Raw genomic sequence first — 26,998 nt, forward strand, 5'->3', positions numbered from 1 at the left:
CAGCTCGTGCCCCGTCCACGGAACACGAGTGATCCCGGCACGGCCCGGTCGTGACTCCTACCGTCACGATCATGACTCTTCGTACAGGTATCGCATCGACCGCCGTCGGGACCGCCGCCCGCCCCGGCCCGCCGGCCGGTGGCCCCGGCAGGCCGCCCGGCTCGGACGGCCGGAGCCGCTCCAGGACGCGCGGCACGGGCCCTGGCCGGGCCAGGAGGCGCTTCCGGGTCGGGAGGGCCGCTGCGGCCCCCGGGGCCGGGGTACGGCGGCGTGGGGAGGCCCTGTTCCCTGCGACGGCACCGCCGGGCGCGGTCCCGCAGACCGCGGAGGCGTCCACCGCGGAGGCGTCTTCTCCGCAGCCGTTCCTCCCGCCGGCCGGGCCTGCGCCACGGCTGGTGTGGGCGCCGTCGGAGGAGCCGGAGGAACCGTCGGCGACGGAGCGGGGGTCGCCGCCCGGGGCGCCGGTGTGGACGCGGGCGTGGAAGCTGGGTGCGGCGGTCGTCCGTGAGCGGACGCCGGTGTGGGTGCAGACGAGGTGCGGGCTCGAACCGAGGACCCTGGCCGCGCTGACGGTGCTTCTCGTCGTGGCCGTGGGGCTGGCGGGCGGCTACTTCTGGATGGGGAGGCCGGAGCCGGTGCGGGCCCCGGAGCTCGTCCGCGCCGGTGCGGGGGATCGGGTCCGGACGGCCGGTGTGGGTGCGGAGGCGGGGCTGTCCGGCGGTGCCGGGTCGACCGGGTCCGCCGGACGCGCTGTTGTCGCCGGGCGGGCCGCTCCTGGGGAAGGGACCGGTCAGGGACCGGCCGCCGCATCCGCCGCGGGGGCCGGGGCGAAGGTGGTCGTCGACGTGGGCGGCAAGGTGCTCAGGCCGGGGGTGCTGACCCTCCCGGCCGGCTCGCGGGTGGCGGACGCCCTGGAGGCGGCGGGCGGCGCCCGCCCCGGCGCCGATCTCACGGCGCTCAACCGGGCCCGCGTCCTCTTCGACGGGGAGCAGGTGCTCGTCGGTCTGCCCGGAGCGCCGCCCGGCGGTGCCGCTGCCGGGGCCGGAGCGAGTGGAGGAGCCGGTGGCGGGGGCGGGCCGGGCGTGCCGCTGAGTCTCAACACGGCGACCGTCGAACAGCTCGACACGCTGCCCGGGGTCGGGCCCGTCCTCGCCCAGCACATCGTCGATCATCGCGTCGAGCACGGGGGATTCCGGTCCGTCGCGGAGCTGCGCGAGGTCAACGGCATCGGTGAGCGCCGGTTCGCCGAGCTCGAACCGCTGGTGCGGCCATGAGGCCCGCCCCGGGGCCGGGGGAGGGCGAAGGCCCGCTTGATCTCCGGCTCGTCCCCCTCGCGGGCGCGGCCTGGGCGGCCGCCGCCTGGGCCGTGGGAGCCACGGGATGGTCGACGGTGGCGGGCGTGACGGTCTGCCTGATGGGCGCCGCGGCCGTGTGGGCGTCGGTATCGGCGGCGGCGCGGCGGGCCGGTGGAGCGCCCGAGGAGGGTGCGGATGGCTGTGCGGGTAGCGGCGCAGACTCAGGCTCCGGTACGAGTCCGGGCACGGCCGCGGCCGCCGGCCGGAGGGTGTGGCGCTCGCCGGGGTGGCGGCTGCGGGGGACGGCGTGCGCCGGGGTCCTGCTGTGTGCGGCGGCCGGGGGCACGTCGGCGGGGCTGCACGCGGCGGACCTGAGGCGCGGGCCCGTGCCGGTGCTGGCGGCGGAGTACGCGCGGGCACAGGCCGAGGTGACGGTGACCTCCGATCCGCGGCTGACGAGACCTCGGGTGCGGGGCAACGCGATGGCGCCCGTCTCGGTCGTCCTGGACGGGGAGGTGACCCGCGTCGAGCGGTCGGACGGCACGGTCCACCGGACCAGGGCGCCGGTCCTGCTGATCGTGCCCCCGGGGGAGGGGCGGGAGGAGTGGCTGCGGTTGCTTCCCTCGACCCGGCTGCGGGTCGGGGCTCGGCTCGCGCCGCCGCTGCGGCCGGGAGAGCCGTTCGCCGCCGTACTCAAGGTCGACCGGGCGGGACCTCCGCGGATCGTCGGAGCGCCGAGCGCGTCGCAGCGGACGGCGGGGGAGCTGCGGGCCGGGCTGCGGAGGGCCACCGAGGGGCTCGACCCGGACGCGCGGGCCCTGCTGCCCGGTCTCGTGGTCGGGGACACCTCCCGGATCGGCCCCGACCTGAGGGACGCCTTCGAAGCCGTCGACCTCACCCACCTGCTCGCGGTGTCCGGCAGCAACCTCTCGATCGTCCTGCTGCTGCTCATCGGGCGTCCGGGACGGGCGCACCATGTGGAGCGGAAGGGGCTCGCGCCCCGGCTCGGCATGTCGCTGCGGCTCACCGCGCTGGCCGGGGGCGCGCTGACGATCGCCTTCGTGGTCGTCTGCCGGCCCGATCCCAGCGTGCTGCGGGCAGCTGCCTGCGGAGGCGTGGCGCTGCTGGCGATCGGAACCGGCCGGCGCAGGTCGCTGATCCCCGCCTTGGCGGCCGCGGTCCTTCTGCTGGTGCTCTACGACCCTTGGCTGGCACGGAGTTACGGCTTCCTGCTGTCCGTCCTCGCCACCGGCTCCCTGCTGACGGTCGCCCCGCGATGGAGCGATGTGCTGAGGGAGCGCCGGGTGCCCGGTCGGCTCGCCGAGGCCCTGGGGGCGGCGCTGGCCGCGCAGGCGGTCTGTGCGCCGGTCGTGGTGGTGTTCGCGGCCCGGGTGAGCCTGGTCGCGATCCCGGCGAACCTGTTCGCCGAGCCGGCGGTCGCGCCCGCGACGCTGCTCGGATTCGCCACGCTCGCCCTGGCTCCGGTGTGGGCGACGGGCGCGGAGGCGCTGGCGTGGGCGGCCGGGTGGCCTGTCGGGTGGATCGCGAGGGTGGCCCGTGGCGGGGCGGCGCTGCCGGGTGCCGAACTGGCCTGGCCCGGCGGCTGGTGGGGCGGCCTCGTCTTCGCGCTGCTCACGGCGCTCGTGGTGGTCGGGGCGCGCAGGCTGCCGTACCGGGGGCCGGTCGGCGTGGTCCTCGCGGCACTGATCCTGGTCACGGTGGTGCGGCCGGCGCCGTTGGCCCGGTGGGTCACCGGGTGGCCGCCGCCCGGGTGGGTGTTCGCGATGTGTCAGGTGGGGCAGGGGGATGCGACGGTCCTCGCGGCGGGTGGGGACGCCGCGGTGGTGGTGGACGCGGGGCCCGACCCCGCGTCGGTCGACCGCTGTCTGCGGGAACTCGGCGTGGCACGGGTGCCGTTGCTGCTGCTCACCCATTTCCACGCGGATCACGTGGCCGGGCTGCCGGGCGTGCTGCGGGGCCGCGCGGTGGGGGCGATCCAGACGACGGGCCTCGAAGAGCCGCCGGCGCAGGCGGCGTTCGTACGGCGGACGGCGGCGGCAGCGGGGGTTCCCCTGGTCAGGGCGGGGCCGGGGGAGGAGCGGCGGGTCGGGGCCCTGGAGTGGCGCGTGCTCTGGCCTCCGGCGGATGCCCGGGCGGCCGTGGCCGGTGGGGCGCTCGCCGGGCCCAACGACGCCAGCGTCGCACTGCTCGTCAGGGCCCGCGGCGGGGTGAGTCTGCTGCTCCTCGGCGACCTGGAGCCGCCGTCGCAACGGGAGCTGCTGCGCGCGCACCCCGGCCTTCAGCCGGTGGACGTCCTCAAGGTCGCGCACCACGGGTCCGCCCATCAGGACCCGGCGCTGATGGGTGCGGCGCGGCCGCGGTTCGCCCTGGTCTCGGCGGGGCGGGACAACCCGTACGGCCATCCCTCCCCCCGGACGGTCGCGGCACTGCGGGCGGGCGGCGCGAGGGTCCTGCGGACGGACCGGGACGGGGCGATCGCGGTGGTGGGCTCGGGGCGGGGCCTCGTGGCGGTGCCGAGGGGGAGGTGACGGGGGTGGGGCTGGTGGGGTGGGACTGGGCCGGCCGGGGAGAGGGCCGTGGGGGGTCGGGCGGGGCGGGGGCTGGGGGAGGTGTGAGCGGGTCGTGGAAGATGCTGGTGGAGTGCTTGTAAAGGAGTCTTTCTAAAGATATCTTTTCAACATGCCGGAGATCAGCGATTCCGAGGGCGAGCAGCCCCGCAGCATCCGACTGACCGACCCCCGCGCGCTGCGGGCCTATGCCCATCCCCTGCGGATGACCCTGGTGGGGCTGCTGCGCGGCAGCGGGCCCTTCACCGCCACCAGGGCGGCCGAGCTGACCGGGGAGTCCGTGGCCAGCTGCTCGTACCACCTGCGGATACTCGCCAAGTACGGACTCGTGGAGGAGGCGCCGGGCGGGCGGGGGCGGGAGAAGCCCTGGAGGGCCACGGCGCGGTACACGGAGTGGCCCGAGTACAGCGAGGACGCGACGGTCGCGGAGGCCGCCGACGCGCTGAGCGCGGCGGTCATCGAGCGCTACTTCGAGCGGGTCACCCGGGCCATGGAGAACCGGCACCGGCTGCCGAGGGAGTGGCGGGAGGCCGAGGAGTTCGGCGACACCCTGCTCTACCTCACCCCCGAGGAGCTGACCGGCCTCGGGGAGCGGATCGACGCACTCCTCCGGCCCTACGAGGAGCGACGGTCCGACCCGTCCCTCAGGCCCGAGGGCGCACGGCAGGTCAGCATCCTGCGGATCGCCCACCTGGACCAGGAAGTCCCCGAGAGCGAAGAGGAGTGAAGGAGATGTCCCTCAGGGAACGCGTACCGGCCCTGCTCCGCGAGCGGACCTTCCGCCGCTACTGGACCGGCCAGACGGTGTCCCTCGCCGGGGACCAGATCTCGCTCATCGCCATCCCGCTCGCCGCCGTCCTGATCCTCGGCGCCGACGCGGCCGCGATGGGCTGGCTCAAGACGGCCGAACTGCTGCCCGCCCTCCTGCTCAACCTGCCGATCGGCGCCTGGGCCGACCGCCAGGCCCACCGCAGACGCGCCATGATCGCCGCCGACGTCGGCCGGGCGGCGCTGGTCCTGACGCTTCCCGTGGCCTACGCCCTGGACGCGCTGACGCTCGGCCAGCTGTACGCGGTGGCCTTCGGCGTCGGGGCGCTCACCGTCCTCTTCGAGGTCTGCAACGCCACCCTTCTCGTGGCGATGGTCCCCACCGAGGAGTACGTGCAGGCGAACGCGCTGGTCAACGGCAGCCGTTCGATGGCGTGGCTGGCGGGTCCCGGGATCGGCGGTGTCCTCGTGCAGGTGCTCACCGCCCCGTTCGCCCTGGTCGCGGACGCGCTCACCTACCTGGTGTCCGCCGGGTACCTGGCCCGGATCAGGCCCGTCGAGCCCCCGCCGGCCCCCGTGGCCAAGGGGCACTTCACCGAGGGGCTGCGCTGGGTGGTGAGGGAGCCCTCGATGCGCGCGCTGTTCGCGGCGTCCGGCACCATCCAGTTCTTCAACTACATGTTCCACACCCTCTTCGTGCTCTACGCGACCACCGAACTCGGCATCGGCGCCGGGCTGCTCGGCCTGATCCTCGGGGCCGGGGCCGTGGGCGGCCTCCTCGGCGCGGCCTGCGGCGGGGCGGTCGTCCGCAGGATCGGCGTCGGGGCCTCGATCGTCGTCGGCTTCCTCGGATTCACGCTGCCGCTGCTCCTGATACCCCTGGCCGACGGACCGCTTCCGCTGGTGGTGGCCGTCATGTTCGTCGCCGAGTTCCTCTCCTGCGTCGGGGTGATGCTCGCCGACATCTCCGCCGGGTCCCTGCAGATGGCGCTGATTCCGGACGCCGTGCGGGCGCGGGTCATGGGTGCGTACCGGACGCTCAACCACGGATTCCGTCCGCTGGGCGCGCTCGTCGGCGGCCTGCTCGGCACCGCGATCGGGCTGCGCCCGACGTTGTGGATCGCCACCGCCGGAGCGGTTCTCTCCGTCCTGTGGCTGCTGCCCTCGCCGTTGCCGAGGATGCGGGAACTTCCCGTCGCGGAAGGGAAAACGATGCCCGCCGAAGAGGAGCCGACCGGCAGACTGCCGGTATGACGACCGCACCGACGCCTTCGACGCCACCAACGCCTTCGACGCCACAGACGCCGCCCACCGCGCCGACGCCTCCGACCGTATCCGCGCCCTCGGAGGCGTCGACGGCGGCGGCGCGTGCTGTTCCCGCGGAGCCCTACGTTCCCCGGCCGTCCGAAGTGGACGCCTACCTGCGGCGTATCGGGGCGGAGCGGCCGGAGCGGGCGGACGCCGCCGCGCTGCGGGAGCTGCATCGACGGCACCTGCTGCGTGTGCCGTTCGAGAACCTGTCGATCCACCTCGGCGAGGACATCGTCCTGGACGAGAAGGTCCTGCTCGACAAGGTGGTGGGCGCGGGCAGGGGTGGCTTCTGCTACGAGGTCAACACCACCTTCGCGCTCCTGCTCCGGGGGCTCGGCTACCGGGTGTCGCTGCTGCAGGCACGGGTCATCGGCCCGGAGGGGCGGCCCGGCATCCCGTACGACCACATGGCGTCGCTGGTGGAGACCGCCGACGGGGAAAGGTGGCTGGCGGACGTCGGGTTCGGCGACCACAGCCACTTCCCGCTCGCCTTCGACTCGCGTGACGACCAGGAGGACCCGGGAGGTGTCTTCCGGATCACGGAGACCGCCGACGGCGACCTGGACGTGCTGAGGGACGCCAAGCCGCAGTACCGGCTGGAGTCCAGGCCGCGCGAGCTCGCCGACTTCACGGCCGGGGCCTGGTACCACCGGACCTCGCCCGACTCCCACTTCCCGCGCTCGCTCATCTGCTCCCTGTTGACCGAGGACGGCCGGGTCACCCTCAGCGACCGGAAGCTGATCACCCGCGCCCACGGCGAGCGCACGGAGCGCGAGCTGGGGAGCGAGGCGGAGGTGCGGGACGCGTACCGGGACCTGTTCGGGATCGTGCTGGACGCGCTCCCGGTCGTACGGGAGGGATCGGGGAAAAGCGGAACGCATAATTCGGACCCTCGGTAACACTTGGCTCGTTTGCCTCGAACCCCCCATCGATGATCGAATGCAACTTCGTTGCATGATGAACGAGTCGCACGGGGGTGCGTGAAGAATGTTGGACCGTCTCTTCGGGAAGCGCGCGGCGGGCGCCGCGCGCGGCGGGCCGTTCGCCGGTATCGCCGTCCCGCCCTCGGCCGGCGTGCTGAGCTGCCGGGTGCTCGACCCGGTGCACGAGCCCGTCCGCCAGGCCGAGTTCGTCGTCAGCGACGCCGCGGGCCGCAAGGTCCTGGCGGGCGAGACCGACCCGTACGGCACCGCGCTCGCGACCGTGCCCGCGGGCGAGTACCGGCTCGCGGTCACCGCCGAGGGGTACACGCCGCACCACGGTTCCGCCGTCGTCGCCGAGGGCGGCCACACCGGTCTCGGCGACGTCCTGCTCCAGGTCGCCCCGCAGCCCCAGCTGCCGGAGCCGGGCGACTGGGAGATCGACCCCGCGCACTCCCAGATCGGTTTCACCGCCCGTCACATCGGACTCGCGCGGATCCACGGCCGGTTCAACGGCTTCGCCGGAGCGGTGCGGATCGCCGACCGCATGGAACGGTCGGCCATGCACGTCGTCATCGACGCGGCCTCCATCGACACCGGCGTCCAGATGCGCGACGACCACCTGCGTTCGGGCGACTTCCTCGACGTCGGCGTCCATCCGACGCTGGAGTTCTTCAGCGAGCGGTTCACCCACCGCGGCGGCAACCGCTGGGCCGTCACCGGCGCCCTCACCCTGCACGGCGTGAGCCGCACGGTCACGCTGGACACCCGATACCTGGGCCTCGGCAACGGCCTGGAGGGCGAGACGCGGGGCGCCTGCCGCGCCACCACCGAACTGCACCGCGAGGACTTCACCCTCACCTGGCAGACGCTGCTCGCGCGCGGCATCGCGGCCGTCGGGTCGAGCATCAGCATCGACCTCGACATCCAGATCGTCCCCAAGAAGGCGCAGGGCTGAGGAGGCCCCGGCGCCTCGCCTCGGCGGGAGCCCCCGCGTCCGTCGCCGCCGGCGGTCGCCTCGTCCGCCGGTCCCGCTACGGGGCCTCCAGCCACCCCTCGTACTCGGCGGCCAGCGCGTCCAGCGCCGCCGGGTCGAGCCGGCCCTCCGGGTCCTCGACGACCACCAGCCACTGGGCGTCCTCGGCGTCGTCCTCCCCGGCCAGGGCGTCCCGGATGAGCTGCGGCTCCTCGGGTACGCCGAACCGGTCGGGGAGCTCGCCCGCGACCTCCTCGGCGGTGTCGCGGTCGGGGAGCACCAGTACGTGTCGTTCGGTCACCCCGCCATTCTCGGGCATGGCTGTCAGTGCCCCGTGGGATGCTGGAGCGCGATGGCCACCAGAAAGACTTCCCCCGACGACCTCCTCGGCCCCGTGACGCTCGCGGTGGGGCAGGAGGACCTGCTCCTCGACCGTGTCGTCCAGGAGGTGGTCGCCGCCGCCCGGGCCGCCGACGCCGACACGGACGTGCGCGACCTCACCTCCGACCAGCTCCAGCCCGGGACGCTGATCGAGCTCACCAGCCCCTCGCTCTTCGCCGAGCGCAAGGTGCTGATCGTCCGGAACGCGCAGGACCTCTCCGCCGACTCCGTCAAGGACGTCAAGGCATACCTCGGCGACCCCGTCGAGGACATCTCCCTCGTCCTCCTCCACGCGGGCGGCGCCAAGGGCAAGGGCCTGCTCGACGCCGCGCGCAAGGCCGGCGCGCGGGAGGTCGCCTGCCCCAAGACGACGAAGCCCGCGGAACGGCTCACGTTCGTCCGCCAGGAGTTCCGGACGCTCGGGCGCTCCGCCACGCCCGAGGCGTGCCAGGCCCTCGTCGACTCCATCGGCAGCGACCTGCGGGAGCTCGCCTCCGCCGTCGCCCAGCTGACGTCCGACGTCGACGGCACCATCGACGAGGCGGTCGTCGGGCGGTACTACACGGGCCGCGCCGAAGCCTCCTCCTTCAACGTCGCCGACCGCGCCGTCGAGGGCCGTGCCGCCGAGGCCCTGGAGGCCCTGCGCTGGTCCCTCTCCACCGGGGTCGCGCCCGTGCTCATCACCAGCGCGCTGGCCCAGGGCGTACGCGCCATCGGCAAGCTCTCCTCCGCCCGCGGCGGCCGCCCCGCCGACCTCGCGCGCGAGCTCGGCATGCCGCCCTGGAAGATCGACCGCGTCCGCCAGCAGATGCGCGGCTGGACCCCCGACGGCGTCTCCCTCGCCCTGCGCGCGATCGCCGAGGCGGACGCCGGGGTCAAGGGCGGCGGCGACGATCCCGAGTACGCCCTCGAGAAGGCGGTCGTGGCCGTCGCGCGAGCGGCCCGGCTGCGGCGGTCCTAGCAGGACCCGGGCCTAGCAGGACCCGGGCCGGGTAGGACCCGGGCCGGGTCGTCCCGGTCGTCAGGTCGGCAGGCCCCTGCCTCGCCCCTTCCCGAAGCCCTGCCCGGGGCATGTCGTCGGGCCGCTCGTGGCCGCTCGTGCCCGCTCGTGAGGTGCGGGAAGGGGGCGCGTGCAGAGGGCGGGTGCGGCGAAGGCCCCGGCGCCTCCTGGGGAGGAGGTGCCGGGGCCTTCGACGTGAAGATGGTGGGCTCGCACCCGCGTGGCGAACGCGTCCGCGTGCGAGTCCGGGTGGTCGGGCGGGAGCGGGAGAGAGGGCCCGCTGGGTCCCGTGCGACCGTGAGATCAGAGCTCAGCCCTGGAGGGAGGCAACCTTGATCGCCAGCGCCGACTTCTTGTTGGCGGCGGCGTTCTTGTGGATGACACCCTTCGAGACAGCCTTGTCGAGCTGACGCGAGGCGGCGCGAGAGGCGACGGTGGCCTTCTCGAGGTCGCCGGCGGCGACAGCCTCACGGGCCTTGCGGATCGCGGTCTTGAGCGACGACTTGACGGCCTTGTTGCGCAGGCGCGCCTTCTCGTTGGTCTTGTTCCGCTTGATCTGGGACTTGATGTTCGCCACTGAAAGAGCCTTTACAGGTTCGATGTTCCTTCTGGATGTGATCTCGCAGGCTGAGAGGGCACACGAGACACAGCCGTCCACGTTACCAGTCACCCTCGGGGCCGCCCAAACCGGGCGCCGGGCGACGGGCATGGGACCATGGAGCCTACGTATCGATCCGACATCGCCCCGAGACGAGACCCTGCGTGCCCGCGACTCCTACCCACGTGCCCGAGCCGAGCCGTACCGACCCGGCTCTGATCCGCAATTTCTGCATCATCGCGCACATCGACCACGGCAAGTCCACGCTCGCCGACCGGATGCTCCAGCTGACCGGCGTGGTCGACCAGCGGCAGATGCGTGCCCAGTACCTCGACCGGATGGACATCGAGCGGGAGCGGGGCATCACGATCAAGTCCCAGGCGGTCCGGCTGCCCTGGGCGCCGACCGACGGGCAGGGTGAGGGCAGGACGCACATCCTGAACATGATCGACACGCCCGGGCACGTCGACTTCACCTACGAGGTCTCCCGGTCGCTGGCGGCCTGTGAGGGCACGATCCTGCTGGTCGACGCGGCGCAGGGCATCGAGGCGCAGACCCTCGCCAACCTGTACCTGGCGATGGAGAACGACCTCACCATCGTCCCGGTGCTGAACAAGATCGACCTGCCGGCGGCCCAGCCGGAGAAGTTCTCCGAGGAGCTGGCGAACCTCATCGGCTGCCAGCCGGAGGACGTCCTGAAGGTCTCCGCGAAGACCGGCATGGGCGTCGAGGCGCTGCTCGACCGGGTGGTCAGGGACGTTCCGGCCCCGGTCGGTGTCGCCGACGCCCCCGCCCGCGCGATGATCTTCGACTCCGTGTACGACTCGTACCGGGGCGTCGTGACGTACGTCCGTGTCGTCGACGGCCAGCTCAACAAGCGCGAGCGCATCAAGATGATGTCGACCGGCGCCACCCACGAGCTGCTGGAGATCGGCGTCTCGTCGCCGGAGATGACGGCGTCCGACGGTCTCGGCGTCGGCGAGGTCGGCTACCTGATCACCGGTGTGAAGGACGTCCGCCAGTCCAAGGTCGGTGACACGATCACCTCCCTGAACAAGGGCGCCACCGAGGCACTGGGCGGATACAAGGACCCCAAGCCGATGGTGTTCTCGGGTCTGTACCCGCTGGACGGCTCGGAGTACCCGGACCTCCGTGAGGCGCTCGACAAGCTCCAGCTGAACGACGCCGCGCTGGTCTACGAGCCGGAGACCTCCGCCGCGCTCGGCTTCGGCTTCCGCGTCGGCTTCCTCGGCCTGCTCCACCTCGACGTGATCCGCGAGCGGCTGGAGCGCGAGTTCGGCCTCGACCTGATCGCCACCGCCCCCAACGTGGTCTACCGCGTGGTCATGGAGGACGGCAGCGAGCACACGGTCACGAACCCGAGCGAGTTCCCCGAGGGCAAGATCGACGACGTGTTCGAGCCCGTCGTGCGCGCGACGATCCTCGCCCCCAGCGAGTTCATCGGCGCGATCATGGAGCTGTGCCAGACCCGTCGCGGCACGCTGATCGGCATGGACTACCTCTCCGAGGACCGGGTGGAGATCCGCTACACCCTGCCGCTCGCCGAGATCGTCTTCGACTTCTTCGACCAGCTGAAGTCCAAGACGCGCGGTTACGCGTCCCTCGACTACGAGCCCACCGGCGAGCAGGCGTCCAGCCTGGTCAAGGTCGACATCCTGCTGCACGGCGACAAGGTGGACGCGTTCTCCGCCGTCACCCACAAGGACGCCGCGTACGCCTACGGTGTGCGGCTCGTCGCCAAGCTGCGCGAGCTCATCCCGCGGCAGGCGTTCGAGGTGCCGATCCAGGCCGCGATCGGCTCCCGGGTGATCGCCCGCGAGACCATCCGCGCCATCCGCAAGGACGTCCTCGCCAAGTGCTACGGCGGTGACATCTCCCGTAAGCGGAAGCTGCTGGAGAAGCAGAAGGAAGGCAAGAAGCGCATGAAGATGGTCGGCTCGGTGGAGGTGCCGCAGGAGGCGTTCATCGCCGTCCTGTCGAGCGACGAGTCCTCCGGCAAGAAGAAGTAGCGGGGCGGGCGGCGGATAGCTGCCCCGTGCATCGAACGGGTCCACGCGCAGGCGGCGCGTGGACCCGTTCGTTATGAAGCGACGCCCTGCTAGCCCTTACGCACCGGTCCCCGGCCCTTTACTCTGAACCCGACTCGAAGGTTACTCACCAGTTAGTTACGCAGTCACCCACAGTTTTGGTTTCGTAGTACGCACCGCCAGAAGGCACCGCCGCCGCCCGGAGGACGTCGTGAGCGACACACAGACCCTGATCGAGAACCGGCCGCCCTCCGTGGCGGCGCTCTTCCTTGAGCGCGTCGGGCGGACTCCGGACGCGGAGGCGTACCGCTATCCCGTGGCCGCCGCCTCCGGCACCGGTCCCGACGAGTGGAAGTCGCTCAGCTGGGGCCAGGCCGCCGAGCGCGTCTTCGCGATCGCCGCCGGCCTCGTCGACCTCGGCGTCCAGCCCGAGGAGCGGGTCGCCCTCGCCTCCTCCACCCGCGTCGAGTGGATCCTCGCCGACCTCGGCGTGATGTGCGCGGGCGCCGCGACCACCACGGTCTACCCGCAGACCAACGCCGAGGAGTCGGCGTTCATCCTCGCGGACTCCGAGTCCCGGGTCCTCATCGCCGAGGACGCCGCGCAGCTCGCCAAGGCGGTCGAGCGCCGCGCGGAGCTCCCGAACCTGCACCACGTGGTCGTCGTCGACGCCACCGGCGTGGAGAGCGACGGCGACTGGGTCCTGACCCTCGCCGAACTGGAGGCCCGCGGCCGCGCCTACCTGGAGGGCCACCCCGAGGCGGTCAAGGAGCGGGTCGGGGCGATCACCGCCACCCAGCTCGCCACCGTCATCTACACCTCGGGCACCACCGGCCGTCCCAAGGGCGTCCGCCTCCCGCACGACAACTGGTCGTACATGGCCAAGGCCATCGCCTCGACCGGGCTCGTCACCCAGGACGACGTCCAGTACCTCTGGCTGCCCCTCGCCCACGTCTTCGGCAAGGTCCTCACCTCGGGCCAGATCGAGGTCGGGCACGTCACCGCCGTCGACGGCCGCGTCGACAAGATCATCGAGAACCTGCCAGTGGTCCAGCCGACCTACATGGCCGCCGTCCCGCGCATCTTCGAGAAGGTCTACAACGGGGTCGCCGCCAAGGCCCGGGCCGGCGGCGGAGCCAAGTACAAGATCTTCCAGTGGGCCGCCGAGGTCGCCCGCACGTACGCCAAGACCACCCAGGACAACTTCCGCCGCACCGGCACCGCCTCCGCGCCCTTCGGCCTCACGGCCAAGCATAAGGTCGCCGACGCGCTCGTCTACGGCAAGATCCGCGAGGCGTTCGGCGGCAACCTCCGCGCCTGCATCTCCGGCTCCGCCGCGCTCGCCCCCGACATCGGCTACTTCTTCGCCGGCGCCGGCATCCACATCCTGGAGGGGTACGGCCTCACCGAGTCCTCCGCCGCCTCCTTCGTCAACCCCGGCGAGGCGTACCGCACCGGCACGGTCGGCAAGCCGCTCCCCGGCACCGAGGTCCGCATCGCCGACGACGGCGAGATCCTGCTGCGCGGCCCCGGCATCATGGAGGGCTACCACGGCCTGCCGGAGAAGACCGCCGAGGTCCTGGAGTCCGACGGCTGGTTCCACACCGGTGACATCGGCGAACTGTCCGCCGACGGCTACCTCCGGATCACCGACCGCAAGAAGGACCTGATCAAGACGTCCGGCGGCAAGTACATCGCGCCCGCCGAGGTCGAGGGCCAGTTCAAGGCCGTCTGCCCGTTCGTCTCGAACATCCTCGTCCACGGCGCCGACCGGAACTTCTGCACCGCCCTGATCGCCCTCGACGAGCCCGCCCTCCTCGGCTGGGCCGCCGAGCACGACCTCGCCGGCAGGACGTACGCCGAGGTCGTCGCCGACCAGCGGACCCAGAAGCTGATCCAGGGCTACGTGGACCGGCTCAACGAGGGCCTCCAGCGCTGGCAGACGATCAAGAAGTTCCGTCTGCTGCCCCGCGACCTCGACATCGAGCACGGCGAGCTCACCCCGTCGCTGAAGCTGAAGCGCCCGGTCGTCGAGCGCGAGTACAAGGACCTCATCGAGGAGATGTACGCCGGCTCGCGCGAGTCCTGACCCGCCCGCCCGGCCGCACCCCGGCCGGGCACCACGGGCAGTACGGGACAATGGACCCATGCCTTCCGTACTGCCCGATGGTGAGCCCGTGCCCGACGACGGGGCGCTGCCCCCGCACGCCCTGGAAGGGGCGGGGGAGCGGCCGCTCGGGTTCTACCTGCACGTGCCGTACTGCGCCACGCGGTGCGGCTACTGCGACTTCAACACGTACACGGCGAGCGAGCTCCGCGGCACCGGCGGCGTACTCGCCTCCCGGGACAACTACGCCGAGCAGGTCGTCGACGAGATCCGGCTCGCCCGCAAGGTCCTCGGCGACGACCCGCGGCCCGTCCGGACCGTGTTCGTCGGCGGCGGCACGCCCACGCTGCTCGCCGCCGGCGACCTCGTACGGATGCTCGCGGCGATCCGTGACGAGTTCGGTCTCGCGGACGACGCCGAGATCACCACGGAGGCCAACCCCGAGTCCGTGAACCCGGCCTACCTGGCCGAGCTCCGCGAAGGCGGCTTCAACCGGATCTCCTTCGGCATGCAGAGCGCCCGGCAGCACGTCCTGAAGATCCTCGACCGGACCCACACCCCCGGCCGCCCCGAGGCGTGCGTCGCCGAAGCGCGGGCCGCCGGGTTCGACCACGTCAACCTCGACCTCATCTACGGCACGCCCGGCGAGTCCGACGACGACTGGCGGGCCTCGCTGGACGCGGCGATCGGGGCCGGCCCCGACCATGTGAGTGCCTACGCCCTCATCGTCGAGGAGGGGACGCAGCTCGCCCGGCGCATCCGCCGCGGCGAGGTGCCCATGACCGACGACGACGTGCACGCCGACCGGTACCTCATCGCCGACGACGCCTTCGAGAAGGCCGGATTCACCTGGTACGAGGTCTCCAACTGGGCCACCTCCGAGGCCGGGCGCTGCCTCCACAACGAGCTGTACTGGCGCGGCGCCGACTGGTGGGGCGCCGGGCCCGGAGCGCACTCGCACGTCGGGGGCGTGCGGTGGTGGAACGTCAAGCACCCCGGCTCCTACGCCGCCGCGCTCGCCTCGGGCCGGTCGCCGGGGGCCGGGCGCGAGCTGCTCTCCGACGAGGACCGGCGCGTCGAGCGGATCCTCCTCGAACTGCGGCTCCGCGAGGGGTGCCCCCTCGCGCTCCTGCGGCCTGCCGGGCTGGCCGCGGCCGAGCGGGCGCTTGCGGACGGGCTTCTCGCGGAGGGGGCCTTCGGGGAGGGGCGGGCGGTTCTGACGCTTCGGGGTCGTCTCCTCGCCGACGCGGTCGTCCGAGACCTGGTGGACTGACAACCCGCGCGTGCCCGGTCTCCGCGCGTTCGGGCCTGTGCCCCCTGCAGGCCCTGTTGTGGGCAACTGTTCCGCGGGGCGATGGGGGTCCCCCCTGCTCGAGCGAAGCCGAGAGCTTGGGGGAGGGTGGGCACAACGGAACAGCGCCCCTTGCCGGGCCTAGGCTTCCGTGCCCCGGGGCCCGCACCCCGTGCGCGTTGCTTTGACGGTGCGGGTCCAGGCGCAACGGGGCGGAGGCGCGGCCAGGCGCGCCGTCCCGTGTGCCCACCCGTCCCGCCCCAGCGGGACGACTGCCCACACGGGGGTGGGCCTCGGCCCGGACCCGGCAGAGCCGCGCGACACCGCCGTCGCGTTGCTCACGCACGCGGGGTGGGCCACCCAGGCCCTGTCCCGCACGGCGGGGTGGGCGACGCGGCCCGTTCCACGTGTTGCCGCCGTCGCGCGGGCTTGCGGGGAGGGTGGTTAGGGGGCGGTGACGAAGTCGATGAGTTCTTCTACGCGGCCGAGGAGGGTGGGTTCGAGGTCCTTGTAGGAGTGGACGCGGCGGAGGATGGCCTGCCAGACGGCGCCGGTGTTGTCGGAGGGCCAGCCGAGGGCGCGGCAGACGCCGGTCTTCCAGTCCTGGCCGCGGGGGACGGAGGGCCAGGCGGGGATGGAGAGGGAGGAGGGTTTCACGGCCTCCCAGATGTCGATGTAGGGGTGGCCGACGACGAGGACGTCGGGGGAGGCCACCTGGGCGGCGATGCGGGACTCCTTGGAGCCGGGGACCAGGTGGTCGACGAGGACGCCGAGGCGGGCGTCGGGGCCGGGGCCGAACTCGGCGACGATGGCGGGGAGGTGGTCGACGCCCTCCAGGTACTCGACGACGACGCCCTCGATGCGCAGGTCGTCGCCCCAGACGCGTTCGACGAGCTCGGCGTCGTGGCGGCCCTCGACGTAGATCCGGCCGGCCCGGGCGACGCGGGCGCGGGCGCCGGGCACGGCGACGGAGCCGGAGGCCGTACGGGTGGGGCGGGCCGGGGCGGCGGCGGAGGGGCGGACGAGGGTGACGACGCGGCCCTCCAGGAGGAAGCCGCGCGGTTCCAGGGGGAAGACCCGGTGCTTGCCGAAGCGGTCCTCCAGGGTGACCGTGCCGGCCTCGCAGCGGATGACCGCCCCGCAGAAGCCGGTGGTGACCTCCTCGACGACGAGGTCGGGGTCGGCCGGGATCTCGGGGACGGCCTTCGGCTTCTTCCAGGAAGGCGTCAGGTCCGGGTCGTAGCTCCGCATTCGGGCGACGTTATGACACCTCGAAGCGCTGTGCCAGTTCCTCCCGCTGGCGTCGTACGAACGCGGCGTCGACGACCGCTCCGTGCCCGGGGACGTACAGCGCGTCGGGGCCGCCGAGGCGGAGCAGCCGGTCGAGGGCGTCCGGCCAGCGGGCCGTGATCGCGTCCGGGCCGGCCTGGGGTTCGCCCGACTCCTCGACCAGGTCCCCGCAGAAGACGACCTCGCGGTCGCCGGGGACGCACAGGGCCAGGTCGTGGCCGCTGTGGCCGGGCCCGACGTTCGCGAGGAGGACCTGGCGTCCGCCCAGGTCGAGCGTCCACTCGCCGGAGACGACGTGCCGGGGGGCCACCAGGACGTCCACCGCCTCCGCGGCCGCCGCCGCGTCGAGTCCCTGCTGCACCGCGTCCCGCCGCAGCGCCTCCCGCTCGCGGTCCTGGGCGAGGAGGTCGTCCGAGCCGACCGCGCCGAAGACCTCCGCGCCGGCGAAGGCCGCCGTGCCGAGCACGTGGTCGAAGTGCGGATGGCTCAGTGCGATGTGTGTCACTCTGCGGCCGCCGGTCAGGTCCGCGATCTGACCTCGCAGCTCCGCGCCCTCGGCGAGCGAGGAGCCGGTGTCGTACAGCAGGACCCCCGGTTCTCCCAGTACCAGTCCGACCGTGGCGTCCCAGCCGGGCAGCCGGCGTCGGCCCACCCCGTCCGCGAGCCGCTGCCATCCGTGCGCTTCCCAATCCACGTCCATGCGGCGACGCTAACCGGTGGGGGCGCCGCCTCCTTGCCAGGAGCGATGTGCGCCGCCGTACACTGACCGGGGATCGCTGGCACTCGGACCGGGTGAGTGCCAAAAGCGGAGCAAACCGGAACGACGACGACAGCTGGAGGTGCGCACGATGCTCAGCGAACGCAGACTCGAGGTGCTGCGCGCCATCGTCCAGGACTACGTCGGGACGGAGGAGCCCGTCGGCTCCAAGGCGCTCACCGAGCGGCACAAGCTCGGCGTCTCGCCCGCCACCGTGCGCAACGACATGGCGGTCCTGGAGGAGGAGGGCTACATCGCCCAGCCTCACACCAGCGCGGGCCGCATCCCGACCGACAAGGGCTACCGGCTCTTCGTCGACCGGCTGGCCGGCGTCAAGCCGCTGTCGACGCCGGAGCGGCGCGCCATCCACAACTTCCTCGACGGCGCGGTCGACCTCGACGACGTCGTCGGGCGTACGGTCCGGCTGCTCGCCCAGTTGACGCGTCAGGTCGCGGTCGTCCAGTACCCCTCGCTGACGCGTTCGACCGTCCGGCACGTGGAGCTGCTCTCGCTGGCCCCCGCCCGCCTGATGCTCGTCCTCATCACGGACACCGGCCGGGTGGAGCAGCGCGTCGTGGACTGCCCGGCGCCGTTCGGCGAGACCTCGCTGGCCGACCTGCGGGCCCGGCTGAACAGCCGGGTCGTCGGGCGCCGGTTCGCGGACGTGCCGCAGCTGGTGCAGGACCTTCCCGAGTCCTTCGAGGAGATCGAGGACCGCGCCACGGTGTCCACCGTTCTCGCGACCCTCCTGGAGACCCTCGTCGAGGAGCACGAGGAGCGGCTGATGATCGGCGGCACCGCCAATCTCACCCGCTTCGGACCCGACTTTCCCCTGATGATCAGGCCCGTCCTGGAAGCCCTGGAGGAGCAGGTCGTGCTCCTCAAGCTGCTCGGCGAGGCCAAGGAATCGGGCATGACCGTACGCATCGGGCACGAGAACGCCCACGAGGGGCTGAGCTCCACGTCCGTCGTCTCGGTCGGCTACGGTTCGGGCGGCGAGGCAGTCGCCAAACTCGGCGTGGTCGGACCGACCCGCATGGACTACCCCGGAACGATGGGAGCGGTACGCGCAGTGGCACGTTACGTCGGACAGATCCTGGCGGAGTCGTAAGTGGCCACGGACTACTACGCCGTACTCGGCGTGCGCCGCGACGCGTCCCAGGACGAGATCAAGAAGGCATTCCGGAGGCTCGCGCGCGAGCTGCACCCGGATGTGAATCCCGATCCGAAGACGCAGGAACGCTTCAAGGAGATCAACGCCGCCTACGAGGTCCTGTCGGACCCGCAGAAGAAGCAGGTCTACGACCTGGGCGGCGACCCCCTCTCGGCCTCCGGCGGGGGCGGGGCGGGCGGCTTCGGCGCCGGTGGCTTCGGCAACTTCTCCGACATCATGGACGCCTTCTTCGGCACGGCCTCGCAGCGCGGACCGCGCTCGCGGACCCGCCGGGGCCAGGACGCCATGATCCGTCTGGAGATCGACCTCAACGAGGCGGCCTTCGGCACCACCAAGGACATCCAGGTCGACACGGCGGTCGTCTGCACGACCTGCTCGGGCGAGGGCGCCGCTCCCGGCACCTCCGCGCAGACCTGTGACATGTGCCGCGGCCGCGGCGAGGTCTCGCAGGTCACCCGGTCCTTCCTGGGCCAGGTCATGACCTCGCGCCCCTGCCCGCAGTGCCAGGGCTTCGGCACGGTCGTCCCGACGCCGTGCCCCGAGTGCGCGGGCGACGGCCGTGTCCGGTCCCGCCGCACCCTCACGGTCAAGATCCCGGCCGGTGTCGACAACGGCACCCGCATCCAGCTCGCGGGCGAGGGCGAGGTCGGCCCCGGCGGCGGCCCCGCCGGCGACCTGTACGTCGAGATCCACGAGACCCCGCACGACACGTTCCAGCGGCGCGGCGACGACCTGCACTGCACGGTCACGATCCCGATGACGGCGGCCGCGCTCGGCACCAAGGTGCAGCTGCAGACGCTGGACGGCCTGGAGGAGATCGACATCCGGCCGGGCACGCAGTCCGGCCAGTCGATCCCGCTGCACGGGCGGGGCGTCACGCACCTGCGGGGCAACGGCCGGGGCGACCTGATCGTGCACGTCGAGGTGCAGACCCCGGGCAAGCTCGACGCGGAGCAGGAGCGGCTGCTGCGCGAACTGGCGAAGCTGCGCGGCGAGGAGCGGCCGACCGGCCAGTTCCAGCCGGGCCAGCAGGGGCTGTTCTCGCGGCTGAAGGACGCCTTCAACGGGCGGACCTGACCGCGGCCGGCGACGGACGGAGGGGGCGGGGCGGCGGTGAGCCGCCCCGCCCCCTCCGGCCTTCCCAGGGGCGCCGGAATGAACGGCTCCGGGACCTGACGTACCGATTCGGCCCGGAAGCAGGGGCATGACACGATGCCCATATGTCCACCACCGCGCTGAACGATCTCTCTCGGTTCCCGATCGTGCAGGCCCCCATGGCGGGTGGCGCCTCCTGTCCCGAGCTCGTCGGAGCCGTCTGCGAGGCCGGCGCGCTCGGCTTCCTGGCCGGCGGGTACAAGACGGCCGGTGGGCTGTACCAGGAGATCAAGCAGGTGCGCGGGCTCACCGCACGCCCCTTCGGCGTCAACCTCTTCATGCCGCACAGCGGGCGGCCCGCCGACCCCGCCGCCGTCGAGGTCTACCGCCACCAGCTCGCCGGCGAGGCCACCTGGTACGAGACCCCGCTCGGCGAGGCGGACGACAGCCGCGACGACGCCTACGAGGCCAAGCTGGCGATCCTCCGGGAGGACCCGGTCCGCGTCGTCTCCTTCACGTTCGGCTGCCCGGAGCCCGAGGCGCTCGCCTCCTTCGCCCGGGTCGGGACGTACACGATCGTCACCGTCACCTCCGCCGAGGAGGCGGCCGCCGCCGAGGAGGCCGGCGCCGACGCCGTCTGCGTCCAGGGCGTCGAGGCCGGCGGACACCAGGGCACCTACCGCGACGACCCCGCCGACGAGGGCTCCCCGGGGACCGGCCTGCTCACCCTCGTCACCCAGGTCCGCGAGCGCGTCGGACTGCCGGTCGTCGCCGCCGGCGGGATCATGCGCGGCGCGCAGATCGCCGCGGTCCTGGCCGCCGGGGCCGACGCGGCCCAGCTCGGCACCGCCTTCCTCGGCTGCCCGGAATCCGGCGCCCACCCGCTCCACAAGCGGGCCCTGACCGACCCGCTGTTCACCCGGACCGCCCTCACCCGGGCCTTCTCCGGACGCCCGGCCCGCGGCCTCGTCAACCGCTTCATGCGCGAGCACGGGCCGTACGCCCCCGCCGCCTACCCCGAGATCCACCACCTCACCGCCCCGATCCGCAAGGCCGCCGCCGCCGCGGGCGACGCCCAGGGCATGGCCCTGTGGGCCGGCCAGGGTCACCGGCTCGCCCGCGAACTCCCCGCCGGGCAGCTGGTCGAGGTGCTGGCCGCCGAACTCGACACCGTCCTCTCCGAGCTGGCCCACAGGAGCGCCCCATGACCGCACCCGTCTTCGTCGTCGACACCCTCCCCGACACCAGGCAGTTCGTCCTGGACGGGTCCGAGGGCCGGCACGCCGTCTCCGTGAAGCGGCTGGAGCCGGGGGAGGCCGTCGTCCTCACCGACGGCCGGGGCCGCTGGGCCGACTGCGTGGTGACGGCCGTGGAGGGCAAGGACCGGCTGACGGTGGAGTCCTCGTCCGTGCACGAGGACGCGCCGGAGGAGCCGCGGATCACCGTCGTCCAGGCGCTTCCCAAGGGCGACCGGGGCGAGCTGGCGGTCGAGACGATGACCGAGACCGGCGTCGACGCGATCGTGCCGTGGGCGGCCTCCCGCTGCATCACCCAGTGGAAGGGCGACCGCGGCCTCAAGGCCCTCGGCAAGTGGCGTTCCACCGCGCGCGAGGCCGGCAAGCAGTCGCGCCGCACCCGCTTCCCCGAGGTCGCCGACCTGATGAGCACCAAGCAGGTCGCCGCGCTCCTCGCGGCCGCCGACTTCGCGGCCGTCCTGCACGAGGACCGCGACCACCCCAGCGGGGCGCTCGCCACCGCCGCCCTCCCGGAGAAGGGGTCGATCGTGCTGGTCGTCGGTCCCGAGGGCGGTGTCTCCCCGGACGAGCTCGCCGTGTTCGAGGCCGCCGGGGCGAAGCCGTACCGGCTCGGCCGCAGCGTGCTGCGCACCTCCACGGCCGGCACGGCGGCCACGTCCCTGGTCCTCGGCCGCACCGGCCGCTGGAGTTAGGCCCCGCAGCCCCGCAGCCCCGCAGCCCCGCAGCCCCGCAGCCCCGCAGCCCCGCAGCCCCGCAGCCCCGCAGCCCCGCAGCCCCGCAGCCCCGCGGGCCCCTCAGGCGTCCCGGTTCCCGGCCGTAGCCGTCAGGGTGTCGTAGAGGGGCCAGGCGTCCTCCTCGTGGACGCCGTGGACGCCGTGGACGCCGTGGGCGGCGGGGAGGAGGCCGCGGGCGCCGGCCTCGTCGAGGAACCGGCGGACGACGCCCGGCTCGTTCAGGTTGAGGATCGCGCCGTCGGCCGAGGCCACGTCGCCCGTTCCGAAGGGGTATCCGGCCACGATGCGGCCCGGGCCCTCCCGGAAGACCAGCCGCAGCTGCGCGTGGGGGAGCTCCGCGCGGCGCAGCGAGAGCACCGTCCGGCAGTCGGGGTGGCGGTGCCGGACGTTCCAGAGCCACACGGTGCCGTCCGCGGTCAGTCTGCGCGGTGCGCCTTCCCGTCTCATGCCGCGCACCCTACGCGCCGCCGTCCGCCGCACCCGGTGGACAGCGGCCCCCGGGGGCTCCTTAGGCTGACCGCATGGCCGACGAGTCCCCTCTGATCCGCAGTCTGCGCGCCGCCGTGGCCGCCGCCCCCGGCGACGTGCCCCTGCGTCTCCACTTCGCCGAACTCCTCCTCGCCGAGGGGCGGAACGACGAGGCCGTCGCGGAGGCGGCGGTCGCGCTCCAGCACGCGCCGGGGGACGCGGCCGCGCGGACGCTGATGATGCGGGCGATGGGGGCGCCGCCCGTGCAACCCCCGGCGCCCGCCCCCGCCACCGCGCCCACCCCCGCGCCCGTCGTGGAGCCCCCGGCCCCCGCTTCGCCCGCCCCGACCGCCGCCCCGGAGCAGACCGGCCCCGAGCAGACCGCCCCGCGCGACCCCGGGCAGGCGGACGCCTCCCCGGAGGACGCGACCGGGCCGTCCGGGGCCGCTCACGACGCCTTCGACTGGGCCGCCGCCGAGCAGCAGGTGCAGGACCTCGTCGGGCCCCGCTTCCTGGAGGAGCCTCAGGCCGCCGGCGGCGACGGGCCGGCGGGGGACGCCGCCGCCTGGGACGTCGACGCGCCGGGCGCCGTGCGGCTCGCCGACGTCGGCGGCATGGAGGAGGTCAAGGACCGCCTGGAGGCCGCCTTCCTCGCGCCGATGCGCAACCCCGAACTCCGCAGGCTGTACGGCAAGTCGCTCCGCGGCGGCCTGCTGCTCTACGGCCCGCCCGGCTGCGGCAAGACCTTCATCGCGCGGGCCGTCGCGGGCGAGCTGGGCGCGAACTTCCTCACCGTCTCGCTCTCCGACGTCCTCGACATGTGGATCGGGGCCTCCGAGAAGAACATCCACGACATCTTCGAGACCGCCCGCCGCCAGGCCCCCTGCGTCGTCTTCCTCGACGAGCTGGACGCGCTCGGCGCCAAGCGCTCGCGCACCCACCACGGCGGCCTGCGCAACGTCGTCAACCAGCTCCTCACCGAGCTCGACGGCATGGCGAGCGGCGCCGGCAACGAGGGCGTCTTCGTCCTCGCCGCCACCAACGTGCCCTGGGACGTGGACATCGCGCTGCGCCGCCCCGGCCGCCTCGACCGCACCCTGCTCGTCCTGCCGCCCGACGCCCACGCCCGGGAGGCGATCCTCCGCTACCACCTGCGCGAGCGCCCGATCGAGGCCGTCGACCTCGGCAAGCTCGTCAAGGCCACCGAGGACTTCTCCGGCGCCGACCTGGCCCACCTGTGCGAGACGGCCGCCGAGGCCGCGCTCCTCGACTCGGCCCGCACCGGCTCCGTACGGCTGATCACCACCAAGGACCTGCTCGGCGCGGCCAAGCAGATCAGGCCGTCGACGGAACCGTGGTTCGCCGCCGCCAAGAACGTGGCCATGTTCGCCAACGAGGGCGGCCTGTACGACGACCTCCTCGCCCACCTCAAGCGGAAGCGCAAGCTGTGACCACCCCGACCGCGCTGCTGCGCGCCGAGGCGCTCTACGACACCGGGCGGTACGCGCAGGCCGGAGCCCTGGTCGCCCAGCACCTCGCGACCGAACCGGAGGACGCCGAGGCCCTGGTGCTGCTGGCCCGCTGCCACCACCGCAGCGGCGAGGGCCCCGCCGCGCTGGCCGCCGTCGACCAGGCGCTGCGGGCCCAGCCGGAGCTGCTCGGCGGGTGGCTGATGCGGGTCCACATCCTCCTCGCGGCCAAGCGGTACCCGGAGGCGGAGGCGTCCGCCCGGCACGCCGTCGAACTCGCCCCGCAGTACTGGGGAACCCACTACGCGCTCGGCACCGCCCTCGCCGAGCACGGCGAGCACGCCCGCACGCCCGGCCGGACCGTCGAGGCGTACGAGGCGGCCCGGGCAGCCGTCGCCCTCGCCCCCGAGGAGGACGCGGCCCACTTCCTGGTGGGGCTGACCGCCCAGCGCCGGGGCGACCGGGTCACCGCGCAGCGGGCGTACGAGGCGACGCTGCGGCTCAACCCGCAGAGCAGCGAGGCCCACAACAACCTGTCGCTGCTGCGGCTGCGGCGCCGCTGGTTCCGGCGGGGCGCGTGGACCCAGGCAGCCGAGGGCTTCGTCGCCTCCGCCGCGCTCGACCTCCAGGACCGCAAGGCCCGCTACAACCTGGAGGCCATGGCCTGGAACACCGTCGCCGGTTCCCGCTGGGTGGCCCTGCTCGGCTTCATCGCCTCGGCCGTCGCCCTCGCCTGGGTCCCCGACGGGGCGGGCTGGGCCGACGCGGCCGTCCCGCTCCTGGCCGGCGGGGCGGTGGTCGTCGGCTCGTGGACCGGGTGGGCGGTGTGGATGGCCCGCCGGGTCCCGCCCCGGCTGCGGCGGCCCCTGCTCCTCGTGGCGCGCAACTGCCGGCCCGTGCTGTTCATGGCCGGGGCCGTCGGGCTCCTCGGCCTCTACTCGCTCGCGGCCCTGGCCCTGTGGTCCTTCGACTCGGGCGTGGTGAGCGGACTGGGAACACCCCTGTTCTGGGCCGTGATCATCACCTACTGGGTGAGCCGCTCGGCCCTGAACCGGCGCGCGCCGAAGGACTGACCGGGGGGCGCGGCGGAGCCGGGGGCGGCCGATAGCATGCGCGTATACCGACCGACAGAGGCGAGGAGGCCCGGGCCATGGCCGGAGAGCCGCAGAGCGACTGCCTGTTCTGCAAGATCGTGGCGGGGGAGGTGCCGGCGACGATCGTCCGCGAGACCGAGACGACCGTCGCCTTCCGCGACATCAACCCGCAGGCGCCGACCCACGTCCTCGTGATCCCGCGCCTCCACTACCCGGACGCCGCGTCGCTGGCCGCCGCCGCGCCTGCGGTGGCCGCCGACATACTGCGCGAGGCCGGCGAGGTCGCCGCCCAGGAGAAGGTCGACGGCCACGGCTTCCGCATCGTCTTCAACACCGGCGCGGGCGCGGGCCAGACCGTCTTCCACGCCCACGCGCACGTGCTGGGCGGCCGCGGCCTCAACTGGCCCCCCGGATAAGCCGTGTCCGTACGCGAACTGGTCGTCCTCGGCACCGCGAGCCAGGTCCCGACCCGGCACCGGAACCACAACGGCTACCTGCTGCGCTGGGACGGCCAGGGCATCCTGTTCGACCCCGGCGAGGGGACCCAGCGCCAGATGCTGCGGGCCGGGGTCGCCGCGCACGACCTCGACCGGATCTGCGTGACGCACTTCCACGGCGACCACTCGCTGGGCCTGGCCGGGGTGATCCAGCGGATCAACCTCGACCAGGTCCCGCACCCGGTCACCGCCCACTACCCGGCGAGCGGGCAGCACTTCTTCGAGCGCCTGCGGTACGCCACGGCCTACCGCGAGACGGTGCAGCTGACCGAGGCGCCCGTCTCCGCCGACGGCCCGCTGGCCGTCACCGAGGCGTACACCCTCGACGCGCGCCTGCTCTCGCACCCGGTGGAGTCGTACGGCTACCGCCTCACCGAACCCGACGGGCGCCGGATCCTGCCCGAGCGGCTCGCCGCGCACGGCATCAAGGGGCCGGACGTGGGCCGGATCCAGCGCGACGGGGTGCTCGGCGGCGTCACGCTCGACGAGGTGAGCGAGGTCCGGCGAGGACAGCGGTTCGCCTTCGTCATGGACACCCGCCTCTGCGACGGGGTGCACGCCCTCGCCGAGGGCGCCGACATGCTCGTCATCGAGTCGACCTTCCTCGACGAGGACGTCCGGCTCGCCACCGACCACGGCCACCTGACGGCCGGACAGGCCGCGGCGGTCGCCCGGGACGCGGGGGTGCGGCACCTCGTCCTCACCCACTTCTCGCAGCGCTACTCCGACCCCGCCGCGTTCGAACGGCAGGCGCGGGCGGCCGGGTTCGACGGCGAGCTGAGCATTGCCCAGGACCTCATGAGGGTCCCCGTACCGAAGAGATAGAGCACCACCCATGCACCTCCCCGCGCCTCTCCCCAAGGCCGAACTGCACCTCCACATCGAAGGCACCCTCGAACCCGAGCTGGCCTTCGCCCTCGCCGCCCGCAACGGCGTCACCCTGCCGTACGCGGACACCGCCGCCCTGCGCGAGGCGTACCGCTTCAGCGACCTCCAGTCGTTCCTGGACCTCTACTACGGCCTGATGGCGGTCCTGCGCACCGCCGAGGACTTCACCGAGCTCGCGGACGCCTATCTGGAGCGGGCCGCGGCCCAGGGCGTCCGGCACGCCGAGATCTTCTTCGACCCGCAGGCGCACACCGCCCGGGGCGTCCCGATCGGCACCGTCATCGAGGGCCTCGCCGCCTCCCTGGACCGCGCCGAGGAGCGGTTCGGGATCTCGACGCGGCTCATCCTGTGCTTCCTGCGCGACGAGTCCGCCGCGTCGGCCCTCGCGACCCTGGAGGCCGCGAAGCCGTACCTGGACCGGATCACCGGCGTCGGCCTGGACTCGGCCGAGGTCGGCCACCCGCCGGCCAAGTTCCGCGAGGTGTACGAGGAGGCCGCCCGGCTCGGCCTGCGCCGCGTCGCCCACGCGGGCGAGGAGGGGCCCGCCGCCTACGTCCGCGAGGCCCTGGACGTGCTGGGCGTGGAGCGGATCGACCACGGGCTGCGCTGCATGGAGGACCCGGAGCTCGTCGACCGGCTGGCCCGCGAGCGGGTCCCGCTCACCCTCTGCCCGCTGTCGAACGTCCGGCTCCGCGTCATCGACACCCTCGCCGACCACCCGCTGCGCACGATGATGGCCGCGGGCCTCCTCGTCACGGTCAACTCCGACGACCCCGCGTACTTCGGCGGCTACGCCGGCGACAACTTCGACGGGGTCCGCGACGCACTCGGCCTCTCCGACGACCAGCTCCGCGACCTCGCCCGCAACTCCTTCACGGCCTCCTTCCTGGAGGACGACGAGCCCCGCCGCGCCCGCTACCTCGCCGAGGTGGAGGCGTACGACTTCCCGCGGCGCTGATCCGCCGTCCCCGCCCCCACCCGGCCGACCGACAG

General features: G+C 73.5%; 24 protein-coding genes. 19 read left to right on the forward strand and 5 right to left on the reverse strand.

Annotated features, from left to right (window positions below; genetic code table 11):
* Positions 1-524: 524 nt before the first annotated feature.
* From AB0424_RS16830 to AB0424_RS16855, 6 genes are all read left to right on the forward strand, one after another.
* Positions 525-1,274: a ComEA family DNA-binding protein gene (locus AB0424_RS16830; protein ID WP_366306023.1), complete on the forward strand. Its 750-nt coding sequence runs from the start codon at positions 525-527 to the stop codon at positions 1,272-1,274.
* Positions 1,271-3,844 carry a ComEC/Rec2 family competence protein gene (locus AB0424_RS16835; protein ID WP_366306025.1) on the forward strand — a complete coding sequence of 858 codons (2,574 nt, stop codon included), beginning with the start codon at positions 1,271-1,273 and terminating at the stop codon, positions 3,842-3,844. Before AB0424_RS16830 ends, AB0424_RS16835 begins: the two co-directional genes overlap by 4 nt.
* A gap of 151 nt (positions 3,845-3,995) precedes the next feature.
* Positions 3,996-4,610 (forward strand): helix-turn-helix domain-containing protein, encoded by a 615-nt coding sequence (locus AB0424_RS16840; RefSeq protein WP_366306027.1) that lies wholly within the window; start codon positions 3,996-3,998, stop codon positions 4,608-4,610.
* 5 nt (positions 4,611-4,615) lie between these two features.
* Entirely contained in the window at positions 4,616-5,905 is a 1,290-nt protein-coding gene (locus tag AB0424_RS16845) for an MFS transporter (protein WP_366306029.1), read from the forward strand.
* Positions 5,906-6,060: 155 nt separating this feature from the next.
* A complete protein-coding gene (locus tag AB0424_RS16850; protein WP_366306031.1) occupies positions 6,061-6,861 on the forward strand; it encodes an arylamine N-acetyltransferase in 801 nt (266 codons plus the stop codon).
* A gap of 88 nt (positions 6,862-6,949) precedes the next feature.
* Positions 6,950-7,840 carry a YceI family protein gene (locus AB0424_RS16855; protein WP_366306032.1) on the forward strand — a complete coding sequence of 297 codons (891 nt, stop codon included), beginning with the start codon at positions 6,950-6,952 and terminating at the stop codon, positions 7,838-7,840.
* 76 nt (positions 7,841-7,916) lie between these two features.
* Here the strand turns inward: AB0424_RS16855 and AB0424_RS16860 are convergent, their stop codons facing one another.
* Positions 7,917-8,159 carry a hypothetical protein gene (locus tag AB0424_RS16860; RefSeq protein ID WP_366306034.1) on the reverse strand — a complete coding sequence of 81 codons (243 nt, stop codon included), beginning with the start codon at positions 8,157-8,159 and terminating at the stop codon, positions 7,917-7,919.
* A 51-nt stretch (positions 8,160-8,210) separates the two neighbouring features.
* Here AB0424_RS16860 and holA point away from each other — a divergent pair, with 51 nt between their 5' ends.
* On the forward strand, positions 8,211-9,200 hold the full coding sequence (holA, locus tag AB0424_RS16865) for a DNA polymerase III subunit delta (RefSeq protein WP_366306036.1): 990 nt from the start codon (positions 8,211-8,213) through the stop codon (positions 9,198-9,200).
* Between the two features lie 349 nt (positions 9,201-9,549).
* Here holA and rpsT read toward each other — a convergent pair whose 3' ends face one another.
* Positions 9,550-9,816, reverse strand: a complete 267-nt coding sequence (gene rpsT / locus AB0424_RS16870; RefSeq protein ID WP_366306038.1) for a 30S ribosomal protein S20 — start codon at positions 9,814-9,816, stop codon at positions 9,550-9,552.
* Between the two features lie 185 nt (positions 9,817-10,001).
* Here rpsT and lepA point away from each other — a divergent pair, with 185 nt between their 5' ends.
* From lepA to hemW, 3 genes are all read left to right on the forward strand, one after another.
* Positions 10,002-11,867: a translation elongation factor 4 gene (gene lepA / locus AB0424_RS16875; protein ID WP_366306040.1), complete on the forward strand. Its 1,866-nt coding sequence runs from the start codon at positions 10,002-10,004 to the stop codon at positions 11,865-11,867.
* A 229-nt stretch (positions 11,868-12,096) separates the two neighbouring features.
* Entirely contained in the window at positions 12,097-13,974 is a 1,878-nt protein-coding gene (locus AB0424_RS16880; protein ID WP_366306042.1) for a long-chain fatty acid--CoA ligase, read from the forward strand.
* A 58-nt stretch (positions 13,975-14,032) separates the two neighbouring features.
* The gene (gene hemW / locus AB0424_RS16885) at positions 14,033-15,265 is read left to right on the forward strand and encodes a radical SAM family heme chaperone HemW (RefSeq protein ID WP_366306044.1); all 1,233 of its coding nucleotides are present in this window, start codon (positions 14,033-14,035) and stop codon (positions 15,263-15,265) included.
* Positions 15,266-15,727: 462 nt separating this feature from the next.
* Here hemW and AB0424_RS16890 read toward each other — a convergent pair whose 3' ends face one another.
* The gene (locus tag AB0424_RS16890) at positions 15,728-16,534 is read right to left on the reverse strand and encodes a DUF3097 domain-containing protein (protein ID WP_366306046.1); all 807 of its coding nucleotides are present in this window, start codon (positions 16,532-16,534) and stop codon (positions 15,728-15,730) included.
* A 10-nt stretch (positions 16,535-16,544) separates the two neighbouring features.
* Positions 16,545-17,273 carry an MBL fold metallo-hydrolase gene (locus tag AB0424_RS16895; RefSeq protein ID WP_366306047.1) on the reverse strand — a complete coding sequence of 243 codons (729 nt, stop codon included), beginning with the start codon at positions 17,271-17,273 and terminating at the stop codon, positions 16,545-16,547.
* Positions 17,274-17,421: 148 nt separating this feature from the next.
* Between AB0424_RS16895 and hrcA the strand changes: the two genes are divergently transcribed.
* From hrcA to AB0424_RS16915, 4 genes are all read left to right on the forward strand, one after another.
* Positions 17,422-18,441, forward strand: a complete 1,020-nt coding sequence (gene hrcA / locus AB0424_RS16900) for a heat-inducible transcriptional repressor HrcA (protein ID WP_366306049.1) — start codon at positions 17,422-17,424, stop codon at positions 18,439-18,441.
* A complete protein-coding gene (gene dnaJ, locus AB0424_RS16905) occupies positions 18,442-19,581 on the forward strand; it encodes a molecular chaperone DnaJ (protein WP_366306051.1) in 1,140 nt (379 codons plus the stop codon).
* A gap of 143 nt (positions 19,582-19,724) precedes the next feature.
* The gene (locus AB0424_RS16910) at positions 19,725-20,807 is read left to right on the forward strand and encodes a nitronate monooxygenase (protein WP_366306053.1); all 1,083 of its coding nucleotides are present in this window, start codon (positions 19,725-19,727) and stop codon (positions 20,805-20,807) included.
* Positions 20,804-21,547, forward strand: coding sequence for a 16S rRNA (uracil(1498)-N(3))-methyltransferase (locus AB0424_RS16915; protein WP_366306056.1), 744 nt, complete (start codon positions 20,804-20,806; stop codon positions 21,545-21,547). The genes AB0424_RS16910 and AB0424_RS16915 overlap by 4 nt, the downstream gene beginning before the upstream one ends.
* Positions 21,548-21,649: 102 nt before the next feature.
* Here the strand turns inward: AB0424_RS16915 and AB0424_RS16920 are convergent, their stop codons facing one another.
* The gene (locus tag AB0424_RS16920; protein ID WP_366306058.1) at positions 21,650-22,036 is read right to left on the reverse strand and encodes a hypothetical protein; all 387 of its coding nucleotides are present in this window, start codon (positions 22,034-22,036) and stop codon (positions 21,650-21,652) included.
* Positions 22,037-22,110: 74 nt separating this feature from the next.
* Between AB0424_RS16920 and AB0424_RS16925 the strand changes: the two genes are divergently transcribed.
* The 5 genes from AB0424_RS16925 to AB0424_RS16945 all read left to right on the forward strand — a co-directional run bounded on the left by AB0424_RS16925 (position 22,111) and on the right by AB0424_RS16945 (position 26,963).
* Complete coding sequence (locus AB0424_RS16925) at positions 22,111-23,508, forward strand: ATP-binding protein (RefSeq protein WP_366306060.1); 1,398 nt, start codon at positions 22,111-22,113, stop codon at positions 23,506-23,508.
* Positions 23,505-24,599 carry a tetratricopeptide repeat protein gene (locus AB0424_RS16930; RefSeq protein ID WP_366306061.1) on the forward strand — a complete coding sequence of 365 codons (1,095 nt, stop codon included), beginning with the start codon at positions 23,505-23,507 and terminating at the stop codon, positions 24,597-24,599. Before AB0424_RS16925 ends, AB0424_RS16930 begins: the two co-directional genes overlap by 4 nt.
* 77 nt (positions 24,600-24,676) lie before the next feature.
* Positions 24,677-25,036 carry a histidine triad nucleotide-binding protein gene (locus AB0424_RS16935; RefSeq protein WP_366306063.1) on the forward strand — a complete coding sequence of 120 codons (360 nt, stop codon included), beginning with the start codon at positions 24,677-24,679 and terminating at the stop codon, positions 25,034-25,036.
* Positions 25,037-25,039: 3 nt separating this feature from the next.
* The gene (locus tag AB0424_RS16940) at positions 25,040-25,942 is read left to right on the forward strand and encodes a ribonuclease Z (RefSeq protein ID WP_366306064.1); all 903 of its coding nucleotides are present in this window, start codon (positions 25,040-25,042) and stop codon (positions 25,940-25,942) included.
* Positions 25,943-25,952: 10 nt separating this feature from the next.
* Positions 25,953-26,963 carry an adenosine deaminase gene (locus AB0424_RS16945; RefSeq protein WP_366306066.1) on the forward strand — a complete coding sequence of 337 codons (1,011 nt, stop codon included), beginning with the start codon at positions 25,953-25,955 and terminating at the stop codon, positions 26,961-26,963.
* Positions 26,964-26,998: the final 35 nt, after the last annotated feature.

Origin of the sequence: Streptomyces sp. NPDC051180, assembly GCF_040689545.1 — a bacterium.
Classification (GTDB): domain Bacteria; phylum Actinomycetota; class Actinomycetes; order Streptomycetales; family Streptomycetaceae; genus Streptomyces.

Bases quoted from the DNA above. Each gene is read 5' to 3' on its own strand.
- AB0424_RS16835 (WP_366306025.1), top strand. From the start codon at position 1,271: ATGAGGCCCGCCCCGGGGCCGGGGGAGGGCGAAGGCCCGCTTGATCTC.
- holA (WP_366306036.1), top strand. From the start codon at position 8,211: ATGGCCACCAGAAAGACTTCCCCCGACGACCTCCTCGGCCCCGTGACG.
- AB0424_RS16890 (WP_366306046.1), bottom strand. From the start codon at position 16,534: ATGCGGAGCTACGACCCGGACCTGACGCCTTCCTGGAAGAAGCCGAAG.
- AB0424_RS16855 (WP_366306032.1), top strand. From the start codon at position 6,950: ATGTTGGACCGTCTCTTCGGGAAGCGCGCGGCGGGCGCCGCGCGCGGC.
- AB0424_RS16895 (WP_366306047.1), bottom strand. From the start codon at position 17,273: ATGGACGTGGATTGGGAAGCGCACGGATGGCAGCGGCTCGCGGACGGG.
- hemW (WP_366306044.1), top strand. From the start codon at position 14,033: ATGCCTTCCGTACTGCCCGATGGTGAGCCCGTGCCCGACGACGGGGCG.
- hrcA (WP_366306049.1), top strand. From the start codon at position 17,422: ATGCTCAGCGAACGCAGACTCGAGGTGCTGCGCGCCATCGTCCAGGAC.
- AB0424_RS16910 (WP_366306053.1), top strand. From the start codon at position 19,725: ATGTCCACCACCGCGCTGAACGATCTCTCTCGGTTCCCGATCGTGCAG.
- AB0424_RS16840 (WP_366306027.1), top strand. From the start codon at position 3,996: ATGCCGGAGATCAGCGATTCCGAGGGCGAGCAGCCCCGCAGCATCCGA.
- AB0424_RS16925 (WP_366306060.1), top strand. From the start codon at position 22,111: ATGGCCGACGAGTCCCCTCTGATCCGCAGTCTGCGCGCCGCCGTGGCC.
- AB0424_RS16915 (WP_366306056.1), top strand. From the start codon at position 20,804: ATGACCGCACCCGTCTTCGTCGTCGACACCCTCCCCGACACCAGGCAG.
- AB0424_RS16920 (WP_366306058.1), bottom strand. From the start codon at position 22,036: ATGAGACGGGAAGGCGCACCGCGCAGACTGACCGCGGACGGCACCGTG.
- AB0424_RS16845 (WP_366306029.1), top strand. From the start codon at position 4,616: ATGTCCCTCAGGGAACGCGTACCGGCCCTGCTCCGCGAGCGGACCTTC.
- AB0424_RS16945 (WP_366306066.1), top strand. From the start codon at position 25,953: ATGCACCTCCCCGCGCCTCTCCCCAAGGCCGAACTGCACCTCCACATC.
- AB0424_RS16935 (WP_366306063.1), top strand. From the start codon at position 24,677: ATGGCCGGAGAGCCGCAGAGCGACTGCCTGTTCTGCAAGATCGTGGCG.